Genomic DNA, 18744 nt, shown 5'->3' on the forward strand with positions numbered 1-18744 from the left:
TTACGCCACGCTCGCCAGCCTCTCAACAATCCGCTGATGAATAAGACGGGCTAGCCCCCAGTTCCTGGCCCACCTGCCTGATGTCCGGTGACTTGCCCTTGTAAGCAAAGCTCGATGTGCGGGCGATCACATACAGTTCGGGATTACGGGCCAGTTGAGCAGTGAGGTCTTCGGTTAGCCCATCGCTAAAGTAATCGAGGCTCGTATCACCAGTCATGTTCGCGAAGGGCAAGACGGCAACCGAAGGCTGGTCAGTTGCCGTCTTGGCCGGTGCAAACGGATTGATGCGGCTGATCGTGAATTGCTCCAGACCGACTATTCGCGGCAGATACCAACCCGTCAACCCAACGAGAACTGCCAGCACTGCGCCGATGCCGAGCCAGACCCGGGTGGACTGGGGAGCCAACCAGCGGGAATGGTGAACTTCGCCTCGTCCAGGCGCACGCACCTTGTAGACCCGCACAGGCCGGTCGATGTTCTTGAGCTGCTTTTCACCGGCGTCCTCGAAACCGACCCCCAGCTTACCTCGGACATCCTCCTGCACCCGGGCCGACACACAGATTCCTCCCGGCTCCGCAAGCCCCTCCAGGCGTGCAGCCACGTTTACGCCATCCCCGAAAATATCGGCGTGGTCGCTGATGATGTCACCTACATTGACGCCGATGCGGAACTCGATCCGCTTTTCCTGCGGCACGTCTGCGTTCCGCTGGACCATGTCTTGCTGGATCTCCACGGCACAACGCACCGCCTCCACGACGCTGCCGAACTCGGCTAGCAACCCATCTCCAGTGTTCTTGACAACCCGCCCACGGTGCTCAGCGATCTTGGGGGCGACGAGAGAGCGCAGATGGTCCTGGAGTTGGGCGTGGGTTCCCTCTTCGTCCATGCCCGTCAGCCGGCTGTATCCGGCTACGTCGGCTGCTAAGATGGCCGTAAGCCTTCGTTCTATTCGCTCGGTGGCCAAGGCTGCCCTCCGGGATAGATCGAGGGGAGTTTACGCCTCTGGCCGAGAGGGGCAAAGGGGCCTTCGGACCCCGACGCAGCCGACGAGGCATAGCGCGAGATCCCAGGCCATCGCAGTTTTTCCCGATTGGTGCGCGTGGCGGACCGCGGCATCATAGCGGCACAGCGAATGAGTAGTGCCCACCTTCATCGACCGCGGCACGCCCTCGGTTCCGATCGGACAGCAACCCGCCGGTCAGGAACAAATCCAGATAATTGCAATTGCAATCGGGATACCGAGACCGAGCGCGCCGAAGATCGCCGCGACGAATTCGGAAAGCAGGCTTACGTGGTCTCGTACGCCAGATGATGACATGACGTTACTCCTTGGAGCCCCACGAGCTTTTGCCCGCCCCCAAGATGAACGATCAATTTTGCGCCTTAGGACGACGGTCCGCGGCGACTCTCTATGAGGCAATGCTGGGGCGTTATGGTTAACGAGAGGTTAATGCCGGGAATTTCGTCGGCGGCGACCTGGGGACGCGCGCCTCATCGTGGATCGGTCCCGCCCGCCGTCGGGGAATGGCGCCCCGAGCACCGCTCCCCTTCGGCAGCGCGTGCGCCGATCAGAACGAGCAGCCGTACGCGGTGAGCGACGCCTTCGTCGCATCGATGGTCTGCTTGCAGGTCGCTTCCATGGACGCCTTCGCCGACGGGTTCTTGGCCATGTCGATCCACGCCTTGCGGGTCTGGTCGATCTGCGTCTTGTACATCGCGCGCTGCGCTTCCGGAATCCTGGAGCCCACGCAGGCGTCATACTTGGTCAGGAATTCGTCGCAGGAGGCGATGCCTGTGCTCTGCGCGCTGGCCGCGGTGACGCCGACCAGCAAGACGGCACCTGCAATGCCTGCCACCAATGTCCGGACCTTCGATGTTGCTTGACGCATTGTTTTAAACTCCCCTGTATCAACCGAATGGTTTTGACCACCAACAGACTTCCGTATCGCCCGGTCGAGCGCACACAACATCGCGCGCCGACAACCGGTCGGCGTTGGGGACGTTGTGCAGTTCGAGCGCTGGTCAGTTCGAGGCGAGACGGGCACCTTCGTGCCGGCGACGAACAATTGTACTTTCAATTTGGCGAGAATATGGGTGACGACGCCGTGACAATGTCAGGGCTGCTCGATGGCAACAGGCTGTCGCGATGATGTTACGATCCGCTTCCATCTCACCGCGAAGAACCTGATGCGATCGCTTACCCGGCCGCGGCCGCCATTGGCGGACGGTCCAACACATGGAAGTTGGCGATGAAGCCTGCAACCTCGTCCTGCCGCATCGGCTTTGCAAAGAAATATCCCTGCATCGTCGAGCAGCCGAGCCGGCCGATGATATCGACCTGCTCCGCCGTTTCCACACCTTCGACCACGCAATCGAATTTCAGGTTGCGGCAGAGGTCGATCACCGTCTTGACGATGTTGCGCGCGTTCTCCTGCACCGCGATGTTGCTGATGAAGCCGCGGTCGATCTTGATCTTGTCGAGCGATAATTGATGGACATAGCTCAGGCTCGACTGCCCGGAGCCGAAATCGTCCAGCGCCACCTTCAACCCCATCGATCGCAATATCCCGAGCGACTCCTGCACCCGCTCGTAATCCTGCATCAGCGCCGTCTCGGTGACTTCCATGATGATGCGCCGGGGATCGATGCCGCTGCCTTCGATGATAGATACGATCTGCAGGATGGTGACTTGAGAGATCAGGTCGCGCATCGACAGATTGAAGGACAGGAACAGGTCGGCCGGCCAGGCGGCAGCGGCCGCCAGCGCCTTGCGCAACAGCACCTGTGTGATGGTCCCGATCAGGTCGGTGCGCTCCGCGACCGAGATGAAGGCGTCGGGAGCGACGTCGCCAAGTTCGGGATTATGCCATCGCGCCAGCGCCTCGAAGCCAACCAGCCGCGCCGTTGCGACGTTGACGATAGGCTGAAAGTGCAGCGACAGTTCTGCGTCGAGATCGATCCGCCGCAAGGCGTGCTCGATCGTGCTGAGCTTGCGGATTTCGACCTCGTGCTCCCGCGAGAAGATCACCGGCCGGCCGCGCTGCCTTGCCTTGGCGTGGTACAGCGCATAATCGGCGCGCTCATAGAGCAGCTCCGCCGTCGTTCCGGCATCGGGCGCCAGTGCAAATCCCACCGAGCCGCCGATCTTGGCGACGATGCCGGCCACGGAAAACGGCGCATCGAAGACGGAGCAGACCTTTGCGCCGACGGCAAGAACCGCATCGGGATCGAGGCCCGTGTTGACGATGATCCCGAATTCGTCGCCGCCGAGACGCGCGATGAACTGCATGTCGCCGGACAGCTCAAGGAGGCGCTGGCCGGTTTCCTTCAGCACCCGATCGCCGACGCCGTGTCCGTAGAGATCGTTGACCGCCTTGAACCCGTCGAGATCGAGCACGCCGACGACGAAGCTGTGGTTCGCCGTTTTGGCCTGCTCTGCCAGCAGCGACAGCCGATGGAAGAACTGGCGCCGGTTCGGCAGGTCGGTGAGACTGTCGACATTGGCGAGACGGAAGTTCTCGTTGCTGAGGCGCCTGGTCTCGATCTGCCCATTGACCATCGCGGCGAACTGCCCGGAACAGATGATCAGGATGTAGATCATCGCGACCGTCACCAGGAAGAGGTTCAATCCGATGGCGATATGAACCACGTCGCCGCTCTCAAGCAGGAAAACCACGAACGGCGCAATCACCGTGCCGGTCAGGATCAGCGCCGCCGGGCGCACATGCATCAGGCAGAAGATGCAGCTCACGACGGTGATGCCGACGAAGAACAGGATATGGCCGTGGCGAGCGGTGTCGCCATACGGAAACAGGCTCAGTGCCCAGGCCAGGAACGCGAAGCCGAGCGCACCGCCCAGCACCACCGTTGACTTCAAGGTTCGGGCGGCGGCCATCGCGTCGACGGCGCGGTCACGGCGCCGCAGCCAGATCAGGCAGCGGATTGCGCAGGCACCGACCAGAACACCGGGAAACACGATGGTGAGGATCGCCGGCGCGTGGCCGAGATGCGTGAACGCCAGCGCAATCGAATTCACGCTCAGGATGAAGTAAAGCAGCGGGATCTGGCGCGAAAACGCCGCGAGCTGCGCTTCCATCAATTCGTGATTGTCAGCGTCAATTCGAAACAGCTTGGTAAAATTGCTCATGAGGCCGCCAACGAGGACCGAAACCCGCTGATCGTGCCGCAAAGACCTTAAAGATCGATGCCGCGCCGGCTCCGCGTCGCTGTGCGGCTGGTTAACGGGGCGCTAATTGGCCGAGATCCACCGCTCGAAGGTCCGTACTTATGCGGTAGACGAGTCAATCGAGCGCCGGATCACCCGCCGAACCTCTGCATTGGACAGGAACAGATCGTGGTTGATGACGCCCCAGCCGGCGTCGGATGCGTCGATAACGCGCACCCCGAGCCGTTCGATGGCGGCCTTCTCGGCGGCGCCGACCCGTGTCATCCCACCAGCCAGCCGCCCCGAGAGCGCCAGCGCGCGGTCATTTGTCGCGGCGACGACGGTAATCTTGCGACCGAGCGGGCCCATGCGCGTCACCGACGACGAGAACACGTCCATGTCGATGTCGGGCGAAGCGAACACAATGGCTCCGATCTTGTCGGAAGCGACTTCGCCATTTCGCGCATAGAGCTGGCGCAGGCTTTCTAGCGTGAGCATGGTGCCCATGCTGTGCGCGACGATGTGCACACGGCCGGCCGCCGGGCTCGTCACGACGGAATTGAGCACGCGCTCGAACTCGTCGCGGGACCACATCGCGCTGTCGCGATCATAGGCATAGTCGAACAGGCCGGCCTTGGATGGCCACGAGAACACCATCGTCTGGCCGCGGAATTTGATGCCGTCGGCGAGATGGGCAGCATCCAGCGCCGCCGTTTCAAATGTCTGCTTGAACCCGTGCACGTAAATCAGGACGTCGCCTCCGGACAGGAGATCGCCGACCTCGCTCGCGACAGGCTCGACCGTATCGAGGCGCCAATCGCCAAGACCGGCCGCGGCGAGCGAGAAACGGCTCTCGTCCGGCGGCACCAGTTTTGCCCGCGCGATCGTCATCCGTGTCGCCCGCTCCGGTCCGAACCACGGCTTGGTCCGACCGCCATTCGCCGGCTTGCGCGTGGTTGCTACGAGCAATGTCGGCTCCGCCGACAGCGACGCGGCGTCGTAACGCGCCCCCGTTGCGGCCATGCTGGCGCATCCGCCGAGCGCAATTGCGCTCGCCGAACACGCGATGCCGCGCAGGAACGCGCGGCGGGACGTGGCGGTCTGGTTTTGCAGTAGGTTTCGGACGATCACAGAGGACCTTTGGGAACATTGCCCTTCGCACCCGGCCCGCACGTCTCCTGAATTAGGATGGCGAGAAGAGGGCGACGGCAGCCGGATTTCCTCATGCCATCGACGGTTCCGGTTCCGTCGCGGTTCTGTGATCGCGACCAGGCGCGACGAAACCATTCTCCCCGCGCCGTGAAACGCTCCCGAAACAGAGGGTTGCTACGGTCCGGCCAATCCCAATGGAGGGGTTAGATCATGTTGGTATCGGTCCTAAACCTCATCTACCGCGAATTCCTCAAGCAGGCCCTGGTCGGCATGACAATGCAGGGAGGCAAACTATGACTGAAGTCGTAACCGCACTCCTGGTGTTCGTCAGCGTCGGCGTATTTCTGGCCCACGCATTTGACGCCTATCGATTTCGCTAGGCTGACTTGGCGCTGCGCAGGCTGATCCGGTCCGGATCAGCCAACCCGATGACAGGGCGCAGCGCACATTTCCCTCTAAGTCCGATCCCGGGCCGCGATGAACACGTCACGATCAGGGAATTTTCCGAACAGATCCGCCGGCTGATTGAAATTCGTCGCGAGCACGTCCTTCGGGTTTGCCGCGATCCATTGCGACAGGTCGATGGTCTCGTAGATGCCGGCATTGAAGCCGATCAGGATGCGCGCCGCACGGTTGCCGACATTCTCGATCGAGTGGCCATAGCCCTGCGGGATGTAGCCGACGTCGCCCTTCTCCAATCGCTCGGTCCGGTAACGGCCATGAGAGCCGAACAAGGTGACGCTCACCTCGCCGTCGATGACGTATTGCCATTCGTCGGCGTTCGGATGCCAGTGCAGCGTCCTCAGTGCGCCGGGATCGAGATCGAGGATCACGCCGGTAATCGTCCTTGCGATCGGGAAGCGGCTGGAATCGACACGCCACTCGCGGCCACCCGGATAGGTGGCGTGCGGCGGCTGCGCCAGCAACCGGTATTTGTGGGTCTCAGGCGGTAGCTTCCAGCCTTGCAGCGGCAGCGAAGGTTCGGCGGGTGGCGGCTTCCGCGCGCGAAATACACCTCCTCCTTCGGGAAATTCGCGAACGCCGCTTCGGGCAGTCCGAAATTCTTCGCCAGCAACGCCGATGGCGTGTGCCCGATCCAGTCGGTGATGCTGAAGGTGCCGAATTCGGAGAAGTAGCCGTTGTCGAAGACCAAAATGAAATGACAGGGACTGTCGCCCAGGCATTGCAGCATGTGCCCATGGCCGCGCGGAAAATACCAGACGTCGCCGGGATCGAAGTCGTTGGTCTCGCCGAAACCGCTGGGATCGACGACGGTGGTGCGGACCCGCCCCTCGATGACGAATGCCCACTCAGCGGCGGTAGCATGCCAGTGCAGTTCGCGCATCGCGCCGGGCTCGAGCCGCATCGAAACGCCCGCGATCCCCTTCGAAATCGGCAGCTGGGTGACCGTCGCCTCCTTGCCGTAGCTGTTGCCGACGACCTTGCCGTCCGACTTCTCCAGCCCGAATTTGAAGGTCGGCAGGTCCTTGCCCGCAAGCGTCGGGTCTGGAACGTTGTTCATGAAGCTCGGGTCGCCCGCCTCGGCCAGCCGGGTCCCGCCTAGCGCTGCCAGCGAGGCGATGCCCGCGGCAGCCAGAAACTCGCGGCGTTGCGGATCGGACATGGTTTGCTCCCCCTGGCACCGAAAAGCCCTCCCGGCGGCCATCACGAGCGCGCCGAGGCCCGTCCAATAGAGCACAAGTTTGACACCGTGGGACGCCTTCCAGCCCGTGACAAAGGCCGAGACGCATGCCACCGGAAGTCACAAAATGTTCAATTTGCATCTCCCGGTCCGTCACAGAGAGATTCGAATGGCCATTAAATCAACGGGTTAGACAGACGCTCCGGGATGGTGCTAGAGATCGCTGGCGCCGAGCGGGATCGCGATTCCGGGGGTCTGAAGTTGCGGTCTCCAGGCGCGCTGGTCGCTAACGGCTATTCGGACATTTCCAAATGAGAAAAATCATACTGGCGCTGGCGGTGCTGTACCCAGCCGCAGCTTTTGCGCAAACGTCGACCGCACCGGCTCCTGAAAGTCCCCCAACGGTCGGCGGCAAGCCCCTGGTTCAAGTCGGTTCGAAAAAGGCTGCGGCGGGCAAGAAGGAAGCCCCGGCAAAGCCGCTATCGCCCGCCCAGAAATTGCAGGCTTGCCAGGACATCGACGACGCAACCAAGGAACGCCTGAGTTGCTACGACGCCGTTTACGCGCCACAGCCCAAAGCCAAGGCCGCGGCGGCGAAAAGCGTGAACGAATGCCGCTACGTCAAGGAGGAAGACGAGCGGCTGACCTGCTTCAACGGATTTGTAGATAAGCTTCCGAAGCTGCCGCGCTAAGCCGCGCGGCGCGCCTTACCAGGTTGAGTTCCAGCTCGGACCGCCGAAGAAGCCGTAGTGCGACTGCTGGGCGACCCGCATCTGCGACGCCGAACGGGTCTTGGCGGTCTTGCGCTTGCGCTGCTGGGCTTGGGGATCGGACTTCTTCGCTTCCGGCACGAACTGGGCAAACGTCTCCCGCACACGGGTCTGGGCCTGAATCTCAGCCACGGCGGGAGTTGGAGCCGGCGCAGCAGCCTGCGCCGTCACGACAGGCGGAACAACGGTCGGAAGGCTGGTGTCGTAGACCACCCGCTCCGGCAGTTTCTGGTCCGAGCGAATGCGCACGACGGTCTTGTCGACCGAAGGAACTGCCTGGCTGGCCACGACCGCCTGCTGTGGCACGAACGCGTCGATCGCCAACAACAAGGCGAGCAGCACGCCGCCAACGAACAGGAAATAACGGGCTATGGGCATTGGTCTCGCTCCCCAGCGCGAGCAGCGCGCGGTACAATCGCACAACGAGCGATACACCTATTAGTTCCGGGCCGACCGGCAAGGTTCAAAGCCGCGGGCCACATTTTCCCGGTTGGAAGCGCGAGTTCCGACGCACATGGTTAAATGCGGCTGGCCGTCACCAGCGAACATTTCGCCTTGTTCGCGTTGACGTTGACGAACCCGACCAGCACCGCCGGCATATCGTTTTCGGCTCTTCATGTTCATTGCGGCGGCGGCGCAAGACCTGCACACTAAGGCCAGGCTGGGCTGATTGATCGCAAGCGGCCTTCAGCCGCGGCAACAACAATAAGGGGAAACCAACATGCCGACCGTGACCTGGGACCATGTCCATCTGCGCAGTCCCGATCCCGAGGCCACCGCCGCATGGCTGGAAAACGTTCTCGGCGGCGAGATCATCCGCGGCCCGGGGCGGATCGACGTCAAGCTCGGCGGCGCCAATGTATTCATCGCCCCCGTCACCGCCGGCGACGGCGTCAACACGCCGCCGGTGACGCCCTACCAGGGACTCGACCATTTCGGATTGACGGTAAAGGACATCGACGCCGTCGCCGCCGAAATCAAGGCCAAGGGTGTCGAGTTCACGAAGGAGCCGACCACGATCAGGCCCGGCGTTCGCATCTGCTTCATCCGCGGACCGCAGGGCATTTCGATCGAGCTGCTCGAGCGCGACAAGAAGTACGCCTGACTTCGTCGCTCACGTCATGCTGCCCGGCATGAAGCAGCGGATGGTCAATCCCTGATAGCCGCGAATTGGCCAGACCATGGTTCGCCCGACACGATTCGGCTCGGTGATGACGGCGTCGTCAGGCACGTCATGCCACTCGCCGTCGACACGAACGCGATAGTGCCCGCTGCGGCCACGCCGGGCGCGAAGGCCATTGGCGACATCAGCAACACGCCGCCGATGATCAGCAGCTTTTTACCGAGGCTCCTGCGATGGCAACCAGTTGGTTGACGGTAGCCAATCACCTTGCGTGAAGACGGCGCGCGGCCGCCGGAACTCATCCAGTTGATCACCTGTTTCTCTTGCTCCAGCACCCACCGGCCGGTGCCAGACCAGGCTATGCATTTCGCGGGCCAGACCGGGCCGCCGCCGTCATCGCTGCGTCACGCCGGGATGGCAGACGATTTGTTTCCGCTGACGGAATTGGCAGTCAACCTGACGCGTTGACGGTGCGGGCCACGCTTTGGCATAGTTCCTTGACCGGCTTCCGTGGGCGCGGCGGCCGGCATCTGGGACATCATGAAAAACGGACTGTATTCGATCCACGTCACCCTGCTGGATGGACGCATCGGCAAGGGTAGCGGCGTCATTCTGTTCCGGGATGGTCAGATCCTCGGCGGCGACGCCTATTTGTTTTACACCGGCAGCTACACCGTGAAGGGCGATAGCTTCAAGGGCGAGGTGCTGGTGCAGCGTCACACCACACCGCGCGACAATGACAACCCGCTGTTCGGTGGGCCCAACCCGGTCGGCGTCGGCGTATCCGGCACCTTCACCGACACCCGCGGAATCATGAATGGTACCGCGCTCGTCGGCAAAGCCAGCCAGATTTTTGGCGCAACGCTGCACAAGCTGGCCGATATCAACTAGCGAACGTCCGCGCCCGCGCCTACTCCGCCGCCTGTTCCAGCGGCGCGACGCGCGGCAGGATCATCTGGATGCGCGTGCCGCCGCCCGGTTCGGAATCGAGATCGAGCCGCCCGCCGAGCCGCGTCGTCACGATGCTGTAGACAATATGCAGGCCGAGCCCGGTGCCGCCCTGATCGCGGCGCGTGGTGAAGAACGGATCGAAGGCGCGGCGGCGGACGTCCAGGCTCATGCCGCATCCATTGTCGGAGAAGATGACCTCGACATTGTCCTTGCCGGACTCCCGCACCTGGATGTCGACCGTGCCCGGCTTGCCGTCCGGGAATGCATGCGCCACCGAATTGAGGAACAGGTTGGTGAGCACCTGACCGTATGGGCCGGGATAACTGTTCATCATCAGGTTGGGCTGACACTCGACATTGAGGGTCAGATTGTGTTTGCGCAGTCCCGGTCGCAGGCTCATCACCACCTGCTCGGTGAGATCGCCGAGGTCGAAGGTGCGCTGGTCCGAATAGTTGCGGTCGGCGGCGACCTGCTTGAACGACTGGATCAGCTCGGCGGCGCGATTGAGGTTGGCGACGAGTTGTGACGATGCGCTGCGACTGGTATCGAGAAAATCATTCAGGCTGGAGCGCCGCAGTTCGCCGCGCGCGACTTCGGCCGCAAAGTTCGAGGTCTTGCGCTCCAGCGCGGAGGCCACCGTCAGGCTGATGCCGACGGGATTGTTGACCTCGTGGGCGACGCCGGCCACCAGCCGTCCCAGCGCGGCGAGCTTTTCCGCCTCGATCAGCGAATTCTGGGTCTCGCGCAGATTCCGCAGCGCGCCCTCCGCCGCATCCTTGGCCTTGCGCATCTCGAATTCGACGCGCTTGCGCTCGCCGATGTCGAGCGCCACCGTCACGATGTTCTCGATCTCGCCGGCGCCATCGAGGATCGGCAGCTTGTTGACCAGCCATTGCCGCATCTGGCCGGATGAATCCTTGTATTCCTCCTCGTAGAAGCCGAGTTCCTTGCCAACCGCCAACACCCGCTTGTCCGGCGCGTCGGTCTTTCCCGCGCCGTAGCGCGCCATCAGTTCGGCCGTGGTCCGGCCGATCGCATCCGCCGGCTCGACCCCGAAAATGCCGGACATATAGCGGTTCATCAGGACATAGCGGAGCTGCTTGTCCTTGACGTTGATGACGGCGGGCACGGTATCGATCACCATCTGCAGCAGGCGGCGGGCTTCGGCGATCGCGTCCTCGGCGCGCTTCTGGTCGGTGATATCGCGCACCGTTCCCTCGTAGCGCACGATAACGCCGGCCTCGTTGTGTACCGCGCTCGCGCTGTCGGAGAGCCACAGCACCGAACCGGTGCGCGTGCGAACCTGGTATTCGAATTCGCGCACCATGCCGTGGCGCTGCATCAGCAGTTCATATTCCGCCCGCGCCTCCGGATGGACGTAGACGGTATCTGCGATGTCGCCGATGCCGTTGATCAGCTCCTGCGGCGTCGAATAGCCCATCATCCGCGCCAGCGCCGGGTTGGCATTGAGCAGCGAGCCGCCCGGGGTCGTCACGTAAATTCCGTCGACCGAGGACTCGAACAGCTTGCGGTAGCTTTCCTCGGCGAGCCGCTGTTCGGCGAGCGCGCGCACCGCGGCTTCGCGCGCGGTATCGGCATCGACCAGCGTCTGGCGGAACACTTCGGCGGCCCGCGCGATATCACCGATTTCGTTGTCGACGTCGGTCGCCGGGATCGAAGCACTCTTCTCGCCGCCGGCCACCGCGCGGATCGAGCCCGCAATCGCGGCGAGCGGACGGACGGTGCGGCGGACCACCAGCAGCGAGGCGAACAGTCCGATCAGCACGCCGGCGGTGCCGAGAACGATGCTCTGCCACTTCGCTTCGGAGAGCGTGCGGGCGAAATCGCGGGAGAGAACGCGTCCTCTCCGCTCGCTGACGTCGCGCAGCAATTCCGTCACGCGCTGGATCAGGCGGCCCTCCGCGCCCAGCACTTCCCTGTCGATATCCGATATCTGGCGTTCGCGGATCGAGATGTTGGCGATCGCCAACGCGTAGTCGTCGACGATCGCGCGCAGCTTCGGATCTGCGATCGTCATCGAGCGCATCCCTGACGCAGCCTGTTCGGCGGCGGAGGGATTATGCGCCAGCAACGCAGAGGCAATGCGGCTCTGGCTCTGGGACAGGGCCGTCGCAAGACGGGGATCGGATAACTCGGCGAGGGCGGCATCGAATTTTTCGCGCAAGGGCGGCAATGTCACGATCATTTCGGCGCGGCGGTTGATCAGCGCCGAAATCCGTTCAATGCCGCTGTGGTAGGTCGACAGCCGTTCGGACACGCCGTCGATCATGTCCTGCTGCTCGGGTGCGAGTTCCAGCCGTGTCTTCTTCAGAACCTCGCCGAGCGCGGTGGCGGCCTCGCCGACCTGGAGGGACTGGCTGCCGGGCTCGGTGACGAAATCGCGCGCAGCCAGCCGCAACTCGTTCATGCGGCGGTCGATATCCTCGGCCAGGTCGCCGACGCTCTGCAGCCGCTGCAGTTCGGCAAAGGTCGAATCGATATGGCGGATGGCGATGACGCTGGCGGTCGAGGTGATGATGATCACCGCCAGCACCAGCATGAAACTGCCGAATGTCAGTTGGCCGATCGAAAGCGAGAACGATCGCGGCGGCGTCGAATTCGGCGGCGTGTCAACGGTCATGCGGTCGGGGCCAGGCTCCAGTCCGGCGCAATATACGATGTATTCCCTGGCTTTGGGAACATGCGGTGAACAATGGTAAAGCCGGCCCGGATCAAGTCCCGGTACGGCGCCCACAGCGGAGACACTTCGCTACGCGTCGAATCGTGCTAACCGACCGACCCGACTTCGAACACGTCGCCGTCGTAGCCGGCCTCGATCGGGATACGGAGTTGCCGGCCGTTACTGGTTTTGGTCATCACAGGCGTCACCGTGACGATCGATTTGCCTCTGATGTCCTCGATCGCCGCCTGCACGCTCGCCTGCTTGCCGAGCTTGATCAGGTTGCGCGTGGTCGGGAACGGCAGCTTGAAGCGGCCGCTGTCGCCGCCCTCCAGCGCCTCGCGCGGCGATACCCAGATCGAGTCGGTGGACTCCTTGCCGTCATGGGCGCCGACCTGCTCGGGCGGCGCGGCGGCGAGGAAGAACCAGGTGTCGAACCGCTTGGGCATGCCCTCCGGCGTGATCCAGTGCGCATAGGGCACCAGCGCGTCGAGCGCCAGCACCATGCCGTTGTCGGCGAGCACCTTCAGGAATGTGAGCTTGCTGTCGCAGAGGTCGCCGCGACAGGCCGACTCGATCTCGCTGGCGCGTTTGGCATCGACCAGCGCCGTCGAGCCGTTCGGCCGCGCCAACAGGATGCCGCTTTCCTCGAAGGTTTCACGGATCGCGGCGATGCGGAAGCTGAGCGTGCCTTCATCGAGCCCCTCGCCGCCCGAATAGAGCGCAGGCGTCGCGATGATCTCCTTGTCGCCCTTGTCGACGCTGCCGCCGGGAAACACCAGCGCGCCGGAATTGAAGTCGATCTCATAATGGCGAACCATCATGAAGACCTCGATCTCCTTCCGCTCGGCGCTGTCGCGCAGCAGCAGGATGGTGGACGCAGCACGTGGGGCGACGGTTTCTGCCATGTGACTAGCCCGCCGCGCTGGATTGCGGTTGCAGATTGGCGCGGCGATCGACGCGCGCCACGCGCGACAACAGGTAATCGACCTCGGCCCGTGCGGTCGCCGTGATGGTCGCACCGGGCTTGCGCTGGGCGCTGGAGGCGATGATGCCGCGCTTCTGCAGCACATATTTGCGCACCGAAAGCCCCGCGCCCGGCTGCTGCTCGTAGCGGATCAGCGGCAGATGCGCATCGAACAGGTCATGCGCAGCATCGCGCTTGCCGGCCTTCGACAGCTTGACGACGTCGATCAGCAGTTCGGGGAACGCGTAACCGGTCATCGCGCCGTCGGCACCGCGCTCCATTTCGAAATCGAGGAACAGGCCGCCATTGCCGACCAGAATCGACATCGGCTTCAGCGAGCCGTCCTTCTGGAAATTGCGCAGCATGGTGATCTTCTCCAGGCCCGGCCAGTCCTCGTGCTTGAGCATCACGCAGGACGGCGAATCCATCACGATCTTGCGGATCACGGCGGGGGTGAAGATGACGTTCAGCGTCAGCGGATAGTCCTGCAGCACCCAGGGAATCTCGTCGCCGATCGCTTCCTGCGCCTGCTTGAAATAGCCGGTGATCTGGTCGTCGGTGCGCAAATGCGGCGGCGGCGCGATCATGACGCCGGCAGCGCCGGCATCCATCGAGGCCTTCGCCAGCGAGCGCATCGAGGCAAAGCCCGGCGCCGAGACGCCGACGATGATCTGCAGGTCCTTGGCGCGCTTGACGAAGCGAACGGCCACCTGCTCGGCCTCCGCGGCGTCGAGCTTGGGGGCCTCGCCCAGGATGCCGAGCACGGTGACGCCGTCGCAGCCGACTTCGGCGTAGAAATCGGTCAGCCGGTCGATCGATTTCTCGTCGATGCGGCCGTCATCGTGGAACGGGGTCGGCGCGATCGCAAAGGTGCCTGCGGCCTGGGCGGTGAGTTTTGTCATTTGGCGTCTATCCTGTTGTCCGTCATTCCGGGGCGCGAAGCGGGCGCCCTTGCGCCCCCAAGAATCTCAAGGTTCCGGGCGCGATGCTATCGCATCGCCCCGGAAACGACGTTACTTAAATCTCCGCGCCGATTTCTTGATCTCCTCCTCGGAGAAGAAGATTTCCTTGGCGTGGGTCACGATATCCTCCGCCTTCCATCCCGTAAACGGCGGCGTCCAGCCTTCCATTTCCATCATCCGCATCTCGCGGACGCCGCGGGGGCCGGAAACGCCGAGCACCTTTCCGGTCTGGTCGCCGGAGAGGTCGCTGACCATGTAGAGCACGGCCGGCGCGATGCCATCCGGGCCCAGCGCCGCGCCCGGGTTCTCTTTATAACGCGGCAGGTCCGCGGTCATGCGGGTCAGCGCGCCCGGGGCGAGCGTCCAGATCCGGATGTTGTACTTGCGGCCCTCGATCGCCAGCACGTTCGACAGTCCCCAGATACCGCCCTTGGCGGCGCCGTAATTGGTCTGGCCGAAATTGCCGATCAGCCCCGAGGTCGAGGAGGTGTTGACGATGACGCCGCCGCCGTTCTCGCGCATCCATTTGAACACCGGCTGGGTGCAGCAGAAGGTGCCCTTGAGATGCACCCGGATCACCTTGTCCCAGTTCGCCTCCCTGGCCTTGGCAAAAGTCTCGTCGAGCAGGATGCCGGCATTGTTCACCAGGATGTCGGCGCGGCCGAAATTCTTGATGGCGTCGTCGAACACCGACTGGCCGCCTGATATGGTCGAGATGTCGGCGCCGTTGGCGACCGCGCGGCCGCCCTCGGCCTTGATCGCATCGACCACCTGCTGGGCCATCGACTTGTCCGAGCCGGAGCCGTCGCGGGGACCGCCGAGGTCGTTGACCACGACCGCCGCACCCTCGCGCGCGAACAATTTGGCGTAGGCTTCACCGAGCCCGCCGCCTGCGCCGGTGATGATGGCGACCTTGCCGTCGAGTAGTCCCATTGCTGTTCTCCCTTGCGTTTCTTCGTTCTCGTGTCCCGGACGCGATGCAGCGTGCAACGCTGCTTCGCAGAGCCGGGACCTTCATCGGCATGGGCCCCGGCTCAGCAGCGCACCGCTTGCGCGCTGCGCTGCGTCCGGGGCACGAGAATTATCCCAACACCGTCTTGCCGCTCTTGATCACGGTGACGCCCCTCGCCTTCACCTTGGCTTCGAACGAGACGACGTTGCCGTCCTTCCACAGTTCCATCGTCACGGTCTCGCCGGGATAGACCGGCGAGGAGAAGCGCGCGACGTGCTGCTTGAAGGCGGACGGATCGTAATCGGCGTAGGTCTGCAGCACGCCGCGGCAGGTGATGCCGTAGGTGCACATGCCATGCAGGATCGGCCGCGGGAAGCCGGCCTTTTTGGCGAACTCGGGATCTGAGTGCAACGGGTTGCGATCGCCGCAAAGGCGATAGACCAGCGCCTGGTCCGGCCGTGTCGTGATGTCGACGATCCGGTCGGGCGCGCGGGTCGGCACCTTGTGCGGCTCCGGCTGGCCTTCGGACGGTCCGCCAAAGCCGCCGTCGCCGCGGGCGAAGCGCGAGGCCACCAGCGTCGCCAGCTTCTCGCCGTTCTCGTCCTTCAGCACGGTCTGGTGACGGATCACGGCGCCCTTGTCCTTGCCCTTGTCGAAGACGTCGAGCACGGACGAGTCGGCCGTGATCTTCGCAGCACCCGGCAGCGGCTTGTGGAAGGTGATGTCGCGCTCGCCGTCGACCACCATCACACGGTTCAGGTTCATCTCGCCGGGACCGGCGCCCCACGCCGCCACCGAGGCGAAGGTCGGTACGACCTTCAGCGGACGCGGCGTGAGGGTGCCTTCGTTGACATAGGCGAGTTCCTTCTCGTCCATGGGATCGGCGCCGAGGCCGATGCCGTAGGCGTAGAGCATCACGTCACGGTCGGTGTAGGCATATTTCTGGCCGAGATTTTTCAGGGCCATCAGTTGTTCGTAGTTGATCGGCATCGCGGTAGTTCCTCCGAACTTCTCTTTTCTTCAGCGGCGCCCGTTGTTGCGCCCTCTCCCCTTGTGGGGGAGGGCATCACCGGCAGCCCGTCAAACTCGCTTGAGTGAGGGGTTGCCGCCGCGAACACAGTGCTTGCGGATAGAACCCCTCATCCGGCGCTTCGCGCCACCTTCTCCAACAGGGGGAGAAGGCCCTCTACGCCGCGGTGAAGAACGGCAGTGGCGCGCCGTCGGTCGGCTTCCACACCAGCTTCACCTTCTGGCCGATCTTCAGGCTCGTCAGATCGCAGTCGACGATGTTGGTCTGCAGCGACGGGCCTTCCTTCAGCGTGACGTAGGCGATCGCATACGGACCGGTCGGCGATTTGCGCATCAGGCTGTAGGTGTAGATCGTGGCCTCGCCGGACGCCTCCTCCCACTCGGTCTTGTCGGAGTTGCAGAACGGGCAGATCGAGCGCGGGAAGTAGTGGGGTTCACCGCAGGCGGTGCAGCGCTTGATCATGAACTTGCCGGACTTCGCCGCTTCCCAGAACGGCGCGGTCTCCGGATTGGTCACCGGGGCCGGATATTTCTTCGCTTCAGCCATCACACGCGCTCCAGAATGCAGGTTGAGGCGGCGTGACGCACGCCGAGGAGTCCGCCGGTGCCGTGCGCGATCGCGATATCGCAATTTTGCACCTGCACTTTCGGATGCGCTTCGCCGCGCAATTGCCGGACGGCTTCGAGAATCTTGGTCATGCCGCCGCGATTGACCGGGTGGTTGCTGCAGAGGCCGCCACCGTCGGTGTTGAACGGCAGCTTGCCGACGCCGGAGATCAGATTTCCGTCGGCGACGAACTTGCCGCCCTCGCCCTTCTTGCAGAAGCCGAGGTCTTCGAGCTGCATCAGCACCGTGATGGTGAAGCTGTCATAGATCGAGGCGTACTTGATATCCTTCGGCGTGACGCCCGCTTCCTCGAAGGCGCGCGGGCCGGACCAGACGCCGGCCGAATAAGTCAGGTCGAGATCCTTGCCGCCGCGCGGGCCCTTCATCGCCTCGCCATGGCCGATCAGGCGCACCAGCGGCTTCTTCAGGCTTTTCGCAATTTCCGGCGTGGTGACGATCATCGCGCCGCCGCCGTCGGTGACGACACAGCAATCCATGCGATGCAGGGGATCGGAGATCATCGGCGAGTTGATGACGTCCTCGACGGTGACGACCTCCTTCAGCATCGCGTGCGGGTTGTACTGGGCGTGATGGGACGCTGCGACCTTGATCCAGGCGAGCTGCTCGCTGGTGGTGCCGTAGTCGTGCATGTGGCGCATGGCACACATGCCGTAGGCGTTGTGGGTGCTCGCGCCGTACGCCGCCTCGAAATCGGCCTCCGCGCCGGCCGCGCGCGGCGGCATCGGGCCCGTGCGCGGCTTGCCGGCGAGCGTCACCAGCGCAACCGAGCATTTGCCGGCGGCGATCGCCTCGGCGGCATGACCGAGATGGATCAGATAGGAACAGCCGCCGGTATCGGTGGAATCGACATGGCGCAGCTTTTTGGTGTTGAGGCCGAGATAATCGACCATCGGCCACAACCCGCCCGGCGCGTCGCCGGCCATGAAGTAGCCGTCGATGTCGTCCTTGGTCAGGCCGGCATCCTCGATCGCGCCCCTGGCGACCTCGGCATGGAGCTGTGCGGTGGATTTATCGGGTGCGTGCCGGGTGGGATGCTCGTAGATCCCGGCGATGTAGGCTTTGCCCTTGATGGTCAAATCGATCTCCGCTGGCGTTTCTTCTTCATGGGTTTTTTCTGGCCTGTCGGACCGACCTTGGCAAGCGCGGAAATATTCCGTCGGGCGAGAAGGCAGCGCCTGGACTCAAGTCGGCGGGTACGCTGGGACGCCAAATACAGGACCGTCATCCCCGCGAAAGCAGGGATCCAGTACGCCGCGACTTCTCGGTTCAATAACTGGGTCGTCCGGGAGCCGGACGATGACAACTGAATGTGAGGCGGCATTCTCGCGACATGTTCTGCCCGAGGTTTGCATCTCGTTTGTCGCCCTCATCGAATTCAGAGGGCGCAGGGAAGACCGGGTGCGCGCCGCACCCGCGGTCTCGTGTGCTGTTGCGCATAGCAAGAGATGCACACGAGCATACAGGTTCGGCGGGAGCATCCCGGCCTTCCCTGCGCAATGGCTTTACGGCTTACTTCGCGCTCTTCCCGGAGAACGGCTCTTTTGCCTCCGTCGCCCGCGAGATGCTTTCGCACCCTTCGGACTTGACGCCAGCACCACGGCGCCAGAACCACACGACTTCACCGTACGCCTCAGCCACACTCGTCCGTCATGGCATCGGCGTCCATCGCATCTTACCGCGCGTCAGTGACGATGGCCAACGCCCCTCATCTCGCGGTGAGACG

The 18744-nt window shown here is 63.4% G+C and carries 18 protein-coding genes; 3 read left to right on the forward strand and 15 right to left on the reverse strand.

Annotation, left to right across the window (positions count from 1 at the left end; genetic code table 11):
- Positions 1–22 precede the first annotated feature (22 nt).
- The 6 genes from V7E26_RS11165 to V7E26_RS11190 form a co-directional block, all read right to left on the reverse strand.
- The gene (locus tag V7E26_RS11165) at positions 23–964 is read right to left on the reverse strand and encodes an adenylate/guanylate cyclase domain-containing protein (RefSeq protein WP_324415725.1); all 942 of its coding nucleotides are present in this window, start codon (positions 962–964) and stop codon (positions 23–25) included.
- 604 nt (positions 965–1568) lie between these two features.
- A complete protein-coding gene (locus V7E26_RS11170) occupies positions 1569–1889 on the reverse strand; it encodes a hypothetical protein (protein ID WP_324415727.1) in 321 nt (106 codons plus the stop codon).
- 308 nt (positions 1890–2197) lie between these two features.
- Complete coding sequence (locus tag V7E26_RS11175; protein ID WP_324415729.1) at positions 2198–4147, reverse strand: putative bifunctional diguanylate cyclase/phosphodiesterase; 1950 nt, start codon at positions 4145–4147, stop codon at positions 2198–2200.
- Between the two features lie 138 nt (positions 4148–4285).
- The gene (locus V7E26_RS11180) at positions 4286–5296 is read right to left on the reverse strand and encodes an alpha/beta hydrolase (protein WP_324415856.1); all 1011 of its coding nucleotides are present in this window, start codon (positions 5294–5296) and stop codon (positions 4286–4288) included.
- A gap of 476 nt (positions 5297–5772) precedes the next feature.
- A complete protein-coding gene (locus V7E26_RS11185; protein ID WP_324415731.1) occupies positions 5773–6243 on the reverse strand; it encodes a cupin domain-containing protein in 471 nt (156 codons plus the stop codon).
- A complete protein-coding gene (locus V7E26_RS11190) occupies positions 6147–7073 on the reverse strand; it encodes a cupin domain-containing protein (protein WP_324415733.1) in 927 nt (308 codons plus the stop codon). Before V7E26_RS11190 ends, V7E26_RS11185 begins: the two co-directional genes overlap by 97 nt.
- A 197-nt stretch (positions 7074–7270) precedes the next feature.
- Here V7E26_RS11190 and V7E26_RS11195 point away from each other — a divergent pair, with 197 nt between their 5' ends.
- The gene (locus tag V7E26_RS11195) at positions 7271–7651 is read left to right on the forward strand and encodes a hypothetical protein (protein WP_324415735.1); all 381 of its coding nucleotides are present in this window, start codon (positions 7271–7273) and stop codon (positions 7649–7651) included.
- A 15-nt stretch (positions 7652–7666) separates the two neighbouring features.
- On the opposite strand, the gene V7E26_RS11200 is transcribed toward V7E26_RS11195, so the two are convergent.
- The gene (locus V7E26_RS11200; protein ID WP_324415737.1) at positions 7667–8107 is read right to left on the reverse strand and encodes a hypothetical protein; all 441 of its coding nucleotides are present in this window, start codon (positions 8105–8107) and stop codon (positions 7667–7669) included.
- A 343-nt stretch (positions 8108–8450) separates the two neighbouring features.
- Here V7E26_RS11200 and V7E26_RS11205 point away from each other — a divergent pair, with 343 nt between their 5' ends.
- A complete protein-coding gene (locus tag V7E26_RS11205; protein ID WP_324415739.1) occupies positions 8451–8834 on the forward strand; it encodes a VOC family protein in 384 nt (127 codons plus the stop codon).
- A gap of 44 nt (positions 8835–8878) precedes the next feature.
- On the opposite strand, the gene V7E26_RS11210 is transcribed toward V7E26_RS11205, so the two are convergent.
- Positions 8879–9166 (reverse strand): hypothetical protein, encoded by a 288-nt coding sequence (locus V7E26_RS11210; protein WP_324415741.1) that lies wholly within the window; start codon positions 9164–9166, stop codon positions 8879–8881.
- Between the two features lie 226 nt (positions 9167–9392).
- Here V7E26_RS11210 and V7E26_RS11215 point away from each other — a divergent pair, with 226 nt between their 5' ends.
- Positions 9393–9743, forward strand: coding sequence for a GrlR family regulatory protein (locus V7E26_RS11215; RefSeq protein ID WP_324415858.1), 351 nt, complete (start codon positions 9393–9395; stop codon positions 9741–9743).
- A 19-nt stretch (positions 9744–9762) separates the two neighbouring features.
- Here V7E26_RS11215 and V7E26_RS11220 read toward each other — a convergent pair whose 3' ends face one another.
- The 7 genes from V7E26_RS11220 to V7E26_RS11250 all read right to left on the reverse strand — a co-directional run bounded on the left by V7E26_RS11220 (position 9763) and on the right by V7E26_RS11250 (position 18097).
- Positions 9763–12444, reverse strand: coding sequence for a PAS domain S-box protein (locus V7E26_RS11220; protein ID WP_324415743.1), 2682 nt, complete (start codon positions 12442–12444; stop codon positions 9763–9765).
- 146 nt (positions 12445–12590) lie between these two features.
- Positions 12591–13391, reverse strand: coding sequence for an NUDIX hydrolase (locus V7E26_RS11225; RefSeq protein WP_324415745.1), 801 nt, complete (start codon positions 13389–13391; stop codon positions 12591–12593).
- A 4-nt stretch (positions 13392–13395) separates the two neighbouring features.
- Complete coding sequence (locus tag V7E26_RS11230; protein ID WP_324415747.1) at positions 13396–14352, reverse strand: dihydrodipicolinate synthase family protein; 957 nt, start codon at positions 14350–14352, stop codon at positions 13396–13398.
- A 111-nt stretch (positions 14353–14463) separates the two neighbouring features.
- Positions 14464–15345, reverse strand: a complete 882-nt coding sequence (locus V7E26_RS11235; RefSeq protein WP_324415749.1) for an SDR family oxidoreductase — start codon at positions 15343–15345, stop codon at positions 14464–14466.
- 148 nt (positions 15346–15493) lie between these two features.
- Positions 15494–16354: a MaoC/PaaZ C-terminal domain-containing protein gene (locus V7E26_RS11240; RefSeq protein WP_324415751.1), complete on the reverse strand. Its 861-nt coding sequence runs from the start codon at positions 16352–16354 to the stop codon at positions 15494–15496.
- A 196-nt stretch (positions 16355–16550) separates the two neighbouring features.
- Positions 16551–16940: a Zn-ribbon domain-containing OB-fold protein gene (locus tag V7E26_RS11245; protein ID WP_324415753.1), complete on the reverse strand. Its 390-nt coding sequence runs from the start codon at positions 16938–16940 to the stop codon at positions 16551–16553.
- Positions 16940–18097 (reverse strand): thiolase domain-containing protein, encoded by a 1158-nt coding sequence (locus V7E26_RS11250; RefSeq protein ID WP_324415755.1) that lies wholly within the window; start codon positions 18095–18097, stop codon positions 16940–16942. Before V7E26_RS11250 ends, V7E26_RS11245 begins: the two co-directional genes overlap by 1 nt.
- Positions 18098–18744 lie beyond the last annotated feature (647 nt).

The organism is Bradyrhizobium sp. (assembly GCF_036735945.1).
In the GTDB taxonomy this organism is placed as follows: domain Bacteria; phylum Pseudomonadota; class Alphaproteobacteria; order Rhizobiales; family Xanthobacteraceae; genus Bradyrhizobium.

Excerpts from the sequence above, each read along its gene's own strand:
- V7E26_RS11170 (WP_324415727.1), bottom strand. The coding sequence starts at position 1,889 with ATGCGTCAAGCAACATCGAAGGTCCGGACATTGGTGGCAGGCATTGCA.
- V7E26_RS11175 (WP_324415729.1), bottom strand. The coding sequence starts at position 4,147 with ATGAGCAATTTTACCAAGCTGTTTCGAATTGACGCTGACAATCACGAA.
- V7E26_RS11195 (WP_324415735.1), top strand. The coding sequence starts at position 7,271 with ATGAGAAAAATCATACTGGCGCTGGCGGTGCTGTACCCAGCCGCAGCT.
- V7E26_RS11200 (WP_324415737.1), bottom strand. The coding sequence starts at position 8,107 with ATGCCCATAGCCCGTTATTTCCTGTTCGTTGGCGGCGTGCTGCTCGCC.
- V7E26_RS11205 (WP_324415739.1), top strand. The coding sequence starts at position 8,451 with ATGCCGACCGTGACCTGGGACCATGTCCATCTGCGCAGTCCCGATCCC.
- V7E26_RS11215 (WP_324415858.1), top strand. The coding sequence starts at position 9,393 with ATGAAAAACGGACTGTATTCGATCCACGTCACCCTGCTGGATGGACGC.
- V7E26_RS11220 (WP_324415743.1), bottom strand. The coding sequence starts at position 12,444 with ATGACCGTTGACACGCCGCCGAATTCGACGCCGCCGCGATCGTTCTCG.
- V7E26_RS11225 (WP_324415745.1), bottom strand. The coding sequence starts at position 13,391 with ATGGCAGAAACCGTCGCCCCACGTGCTGCGTCCACCATCCTGCTGCTG.
- V7E26_RS11230 (WP_324415747.1), bottom strand. The coding sequence starts at position 14,352 with ATGACAAAACTCACCGCCCAGGCCGCAGGCACCTTTGCGATCGCGCCG.
- V7E26_RS11235 (WP_324415749.1), bottom strand. The coding sequence starts at position 15,345 with ATGGGACTACTCGACGGCAAGGTCGCCATCATCACCGGCGCAGGCGGC.
- V7E26_RS11240 (WP_324415751.1), bottom strand. The coding sequence starts at position 16,354 with ATGCCGATCAACTACGAACAACTGATGGCCCTGAAAAATCTCGGCCAG.
- V7E26_RS11245 (WP_324415753.1), bottom strand. The coding sequence starts at position 16,940 with ATGGCTGAAGCGAAGAAATATCCGGCCCCGGTGACCAATCCGGAGACC.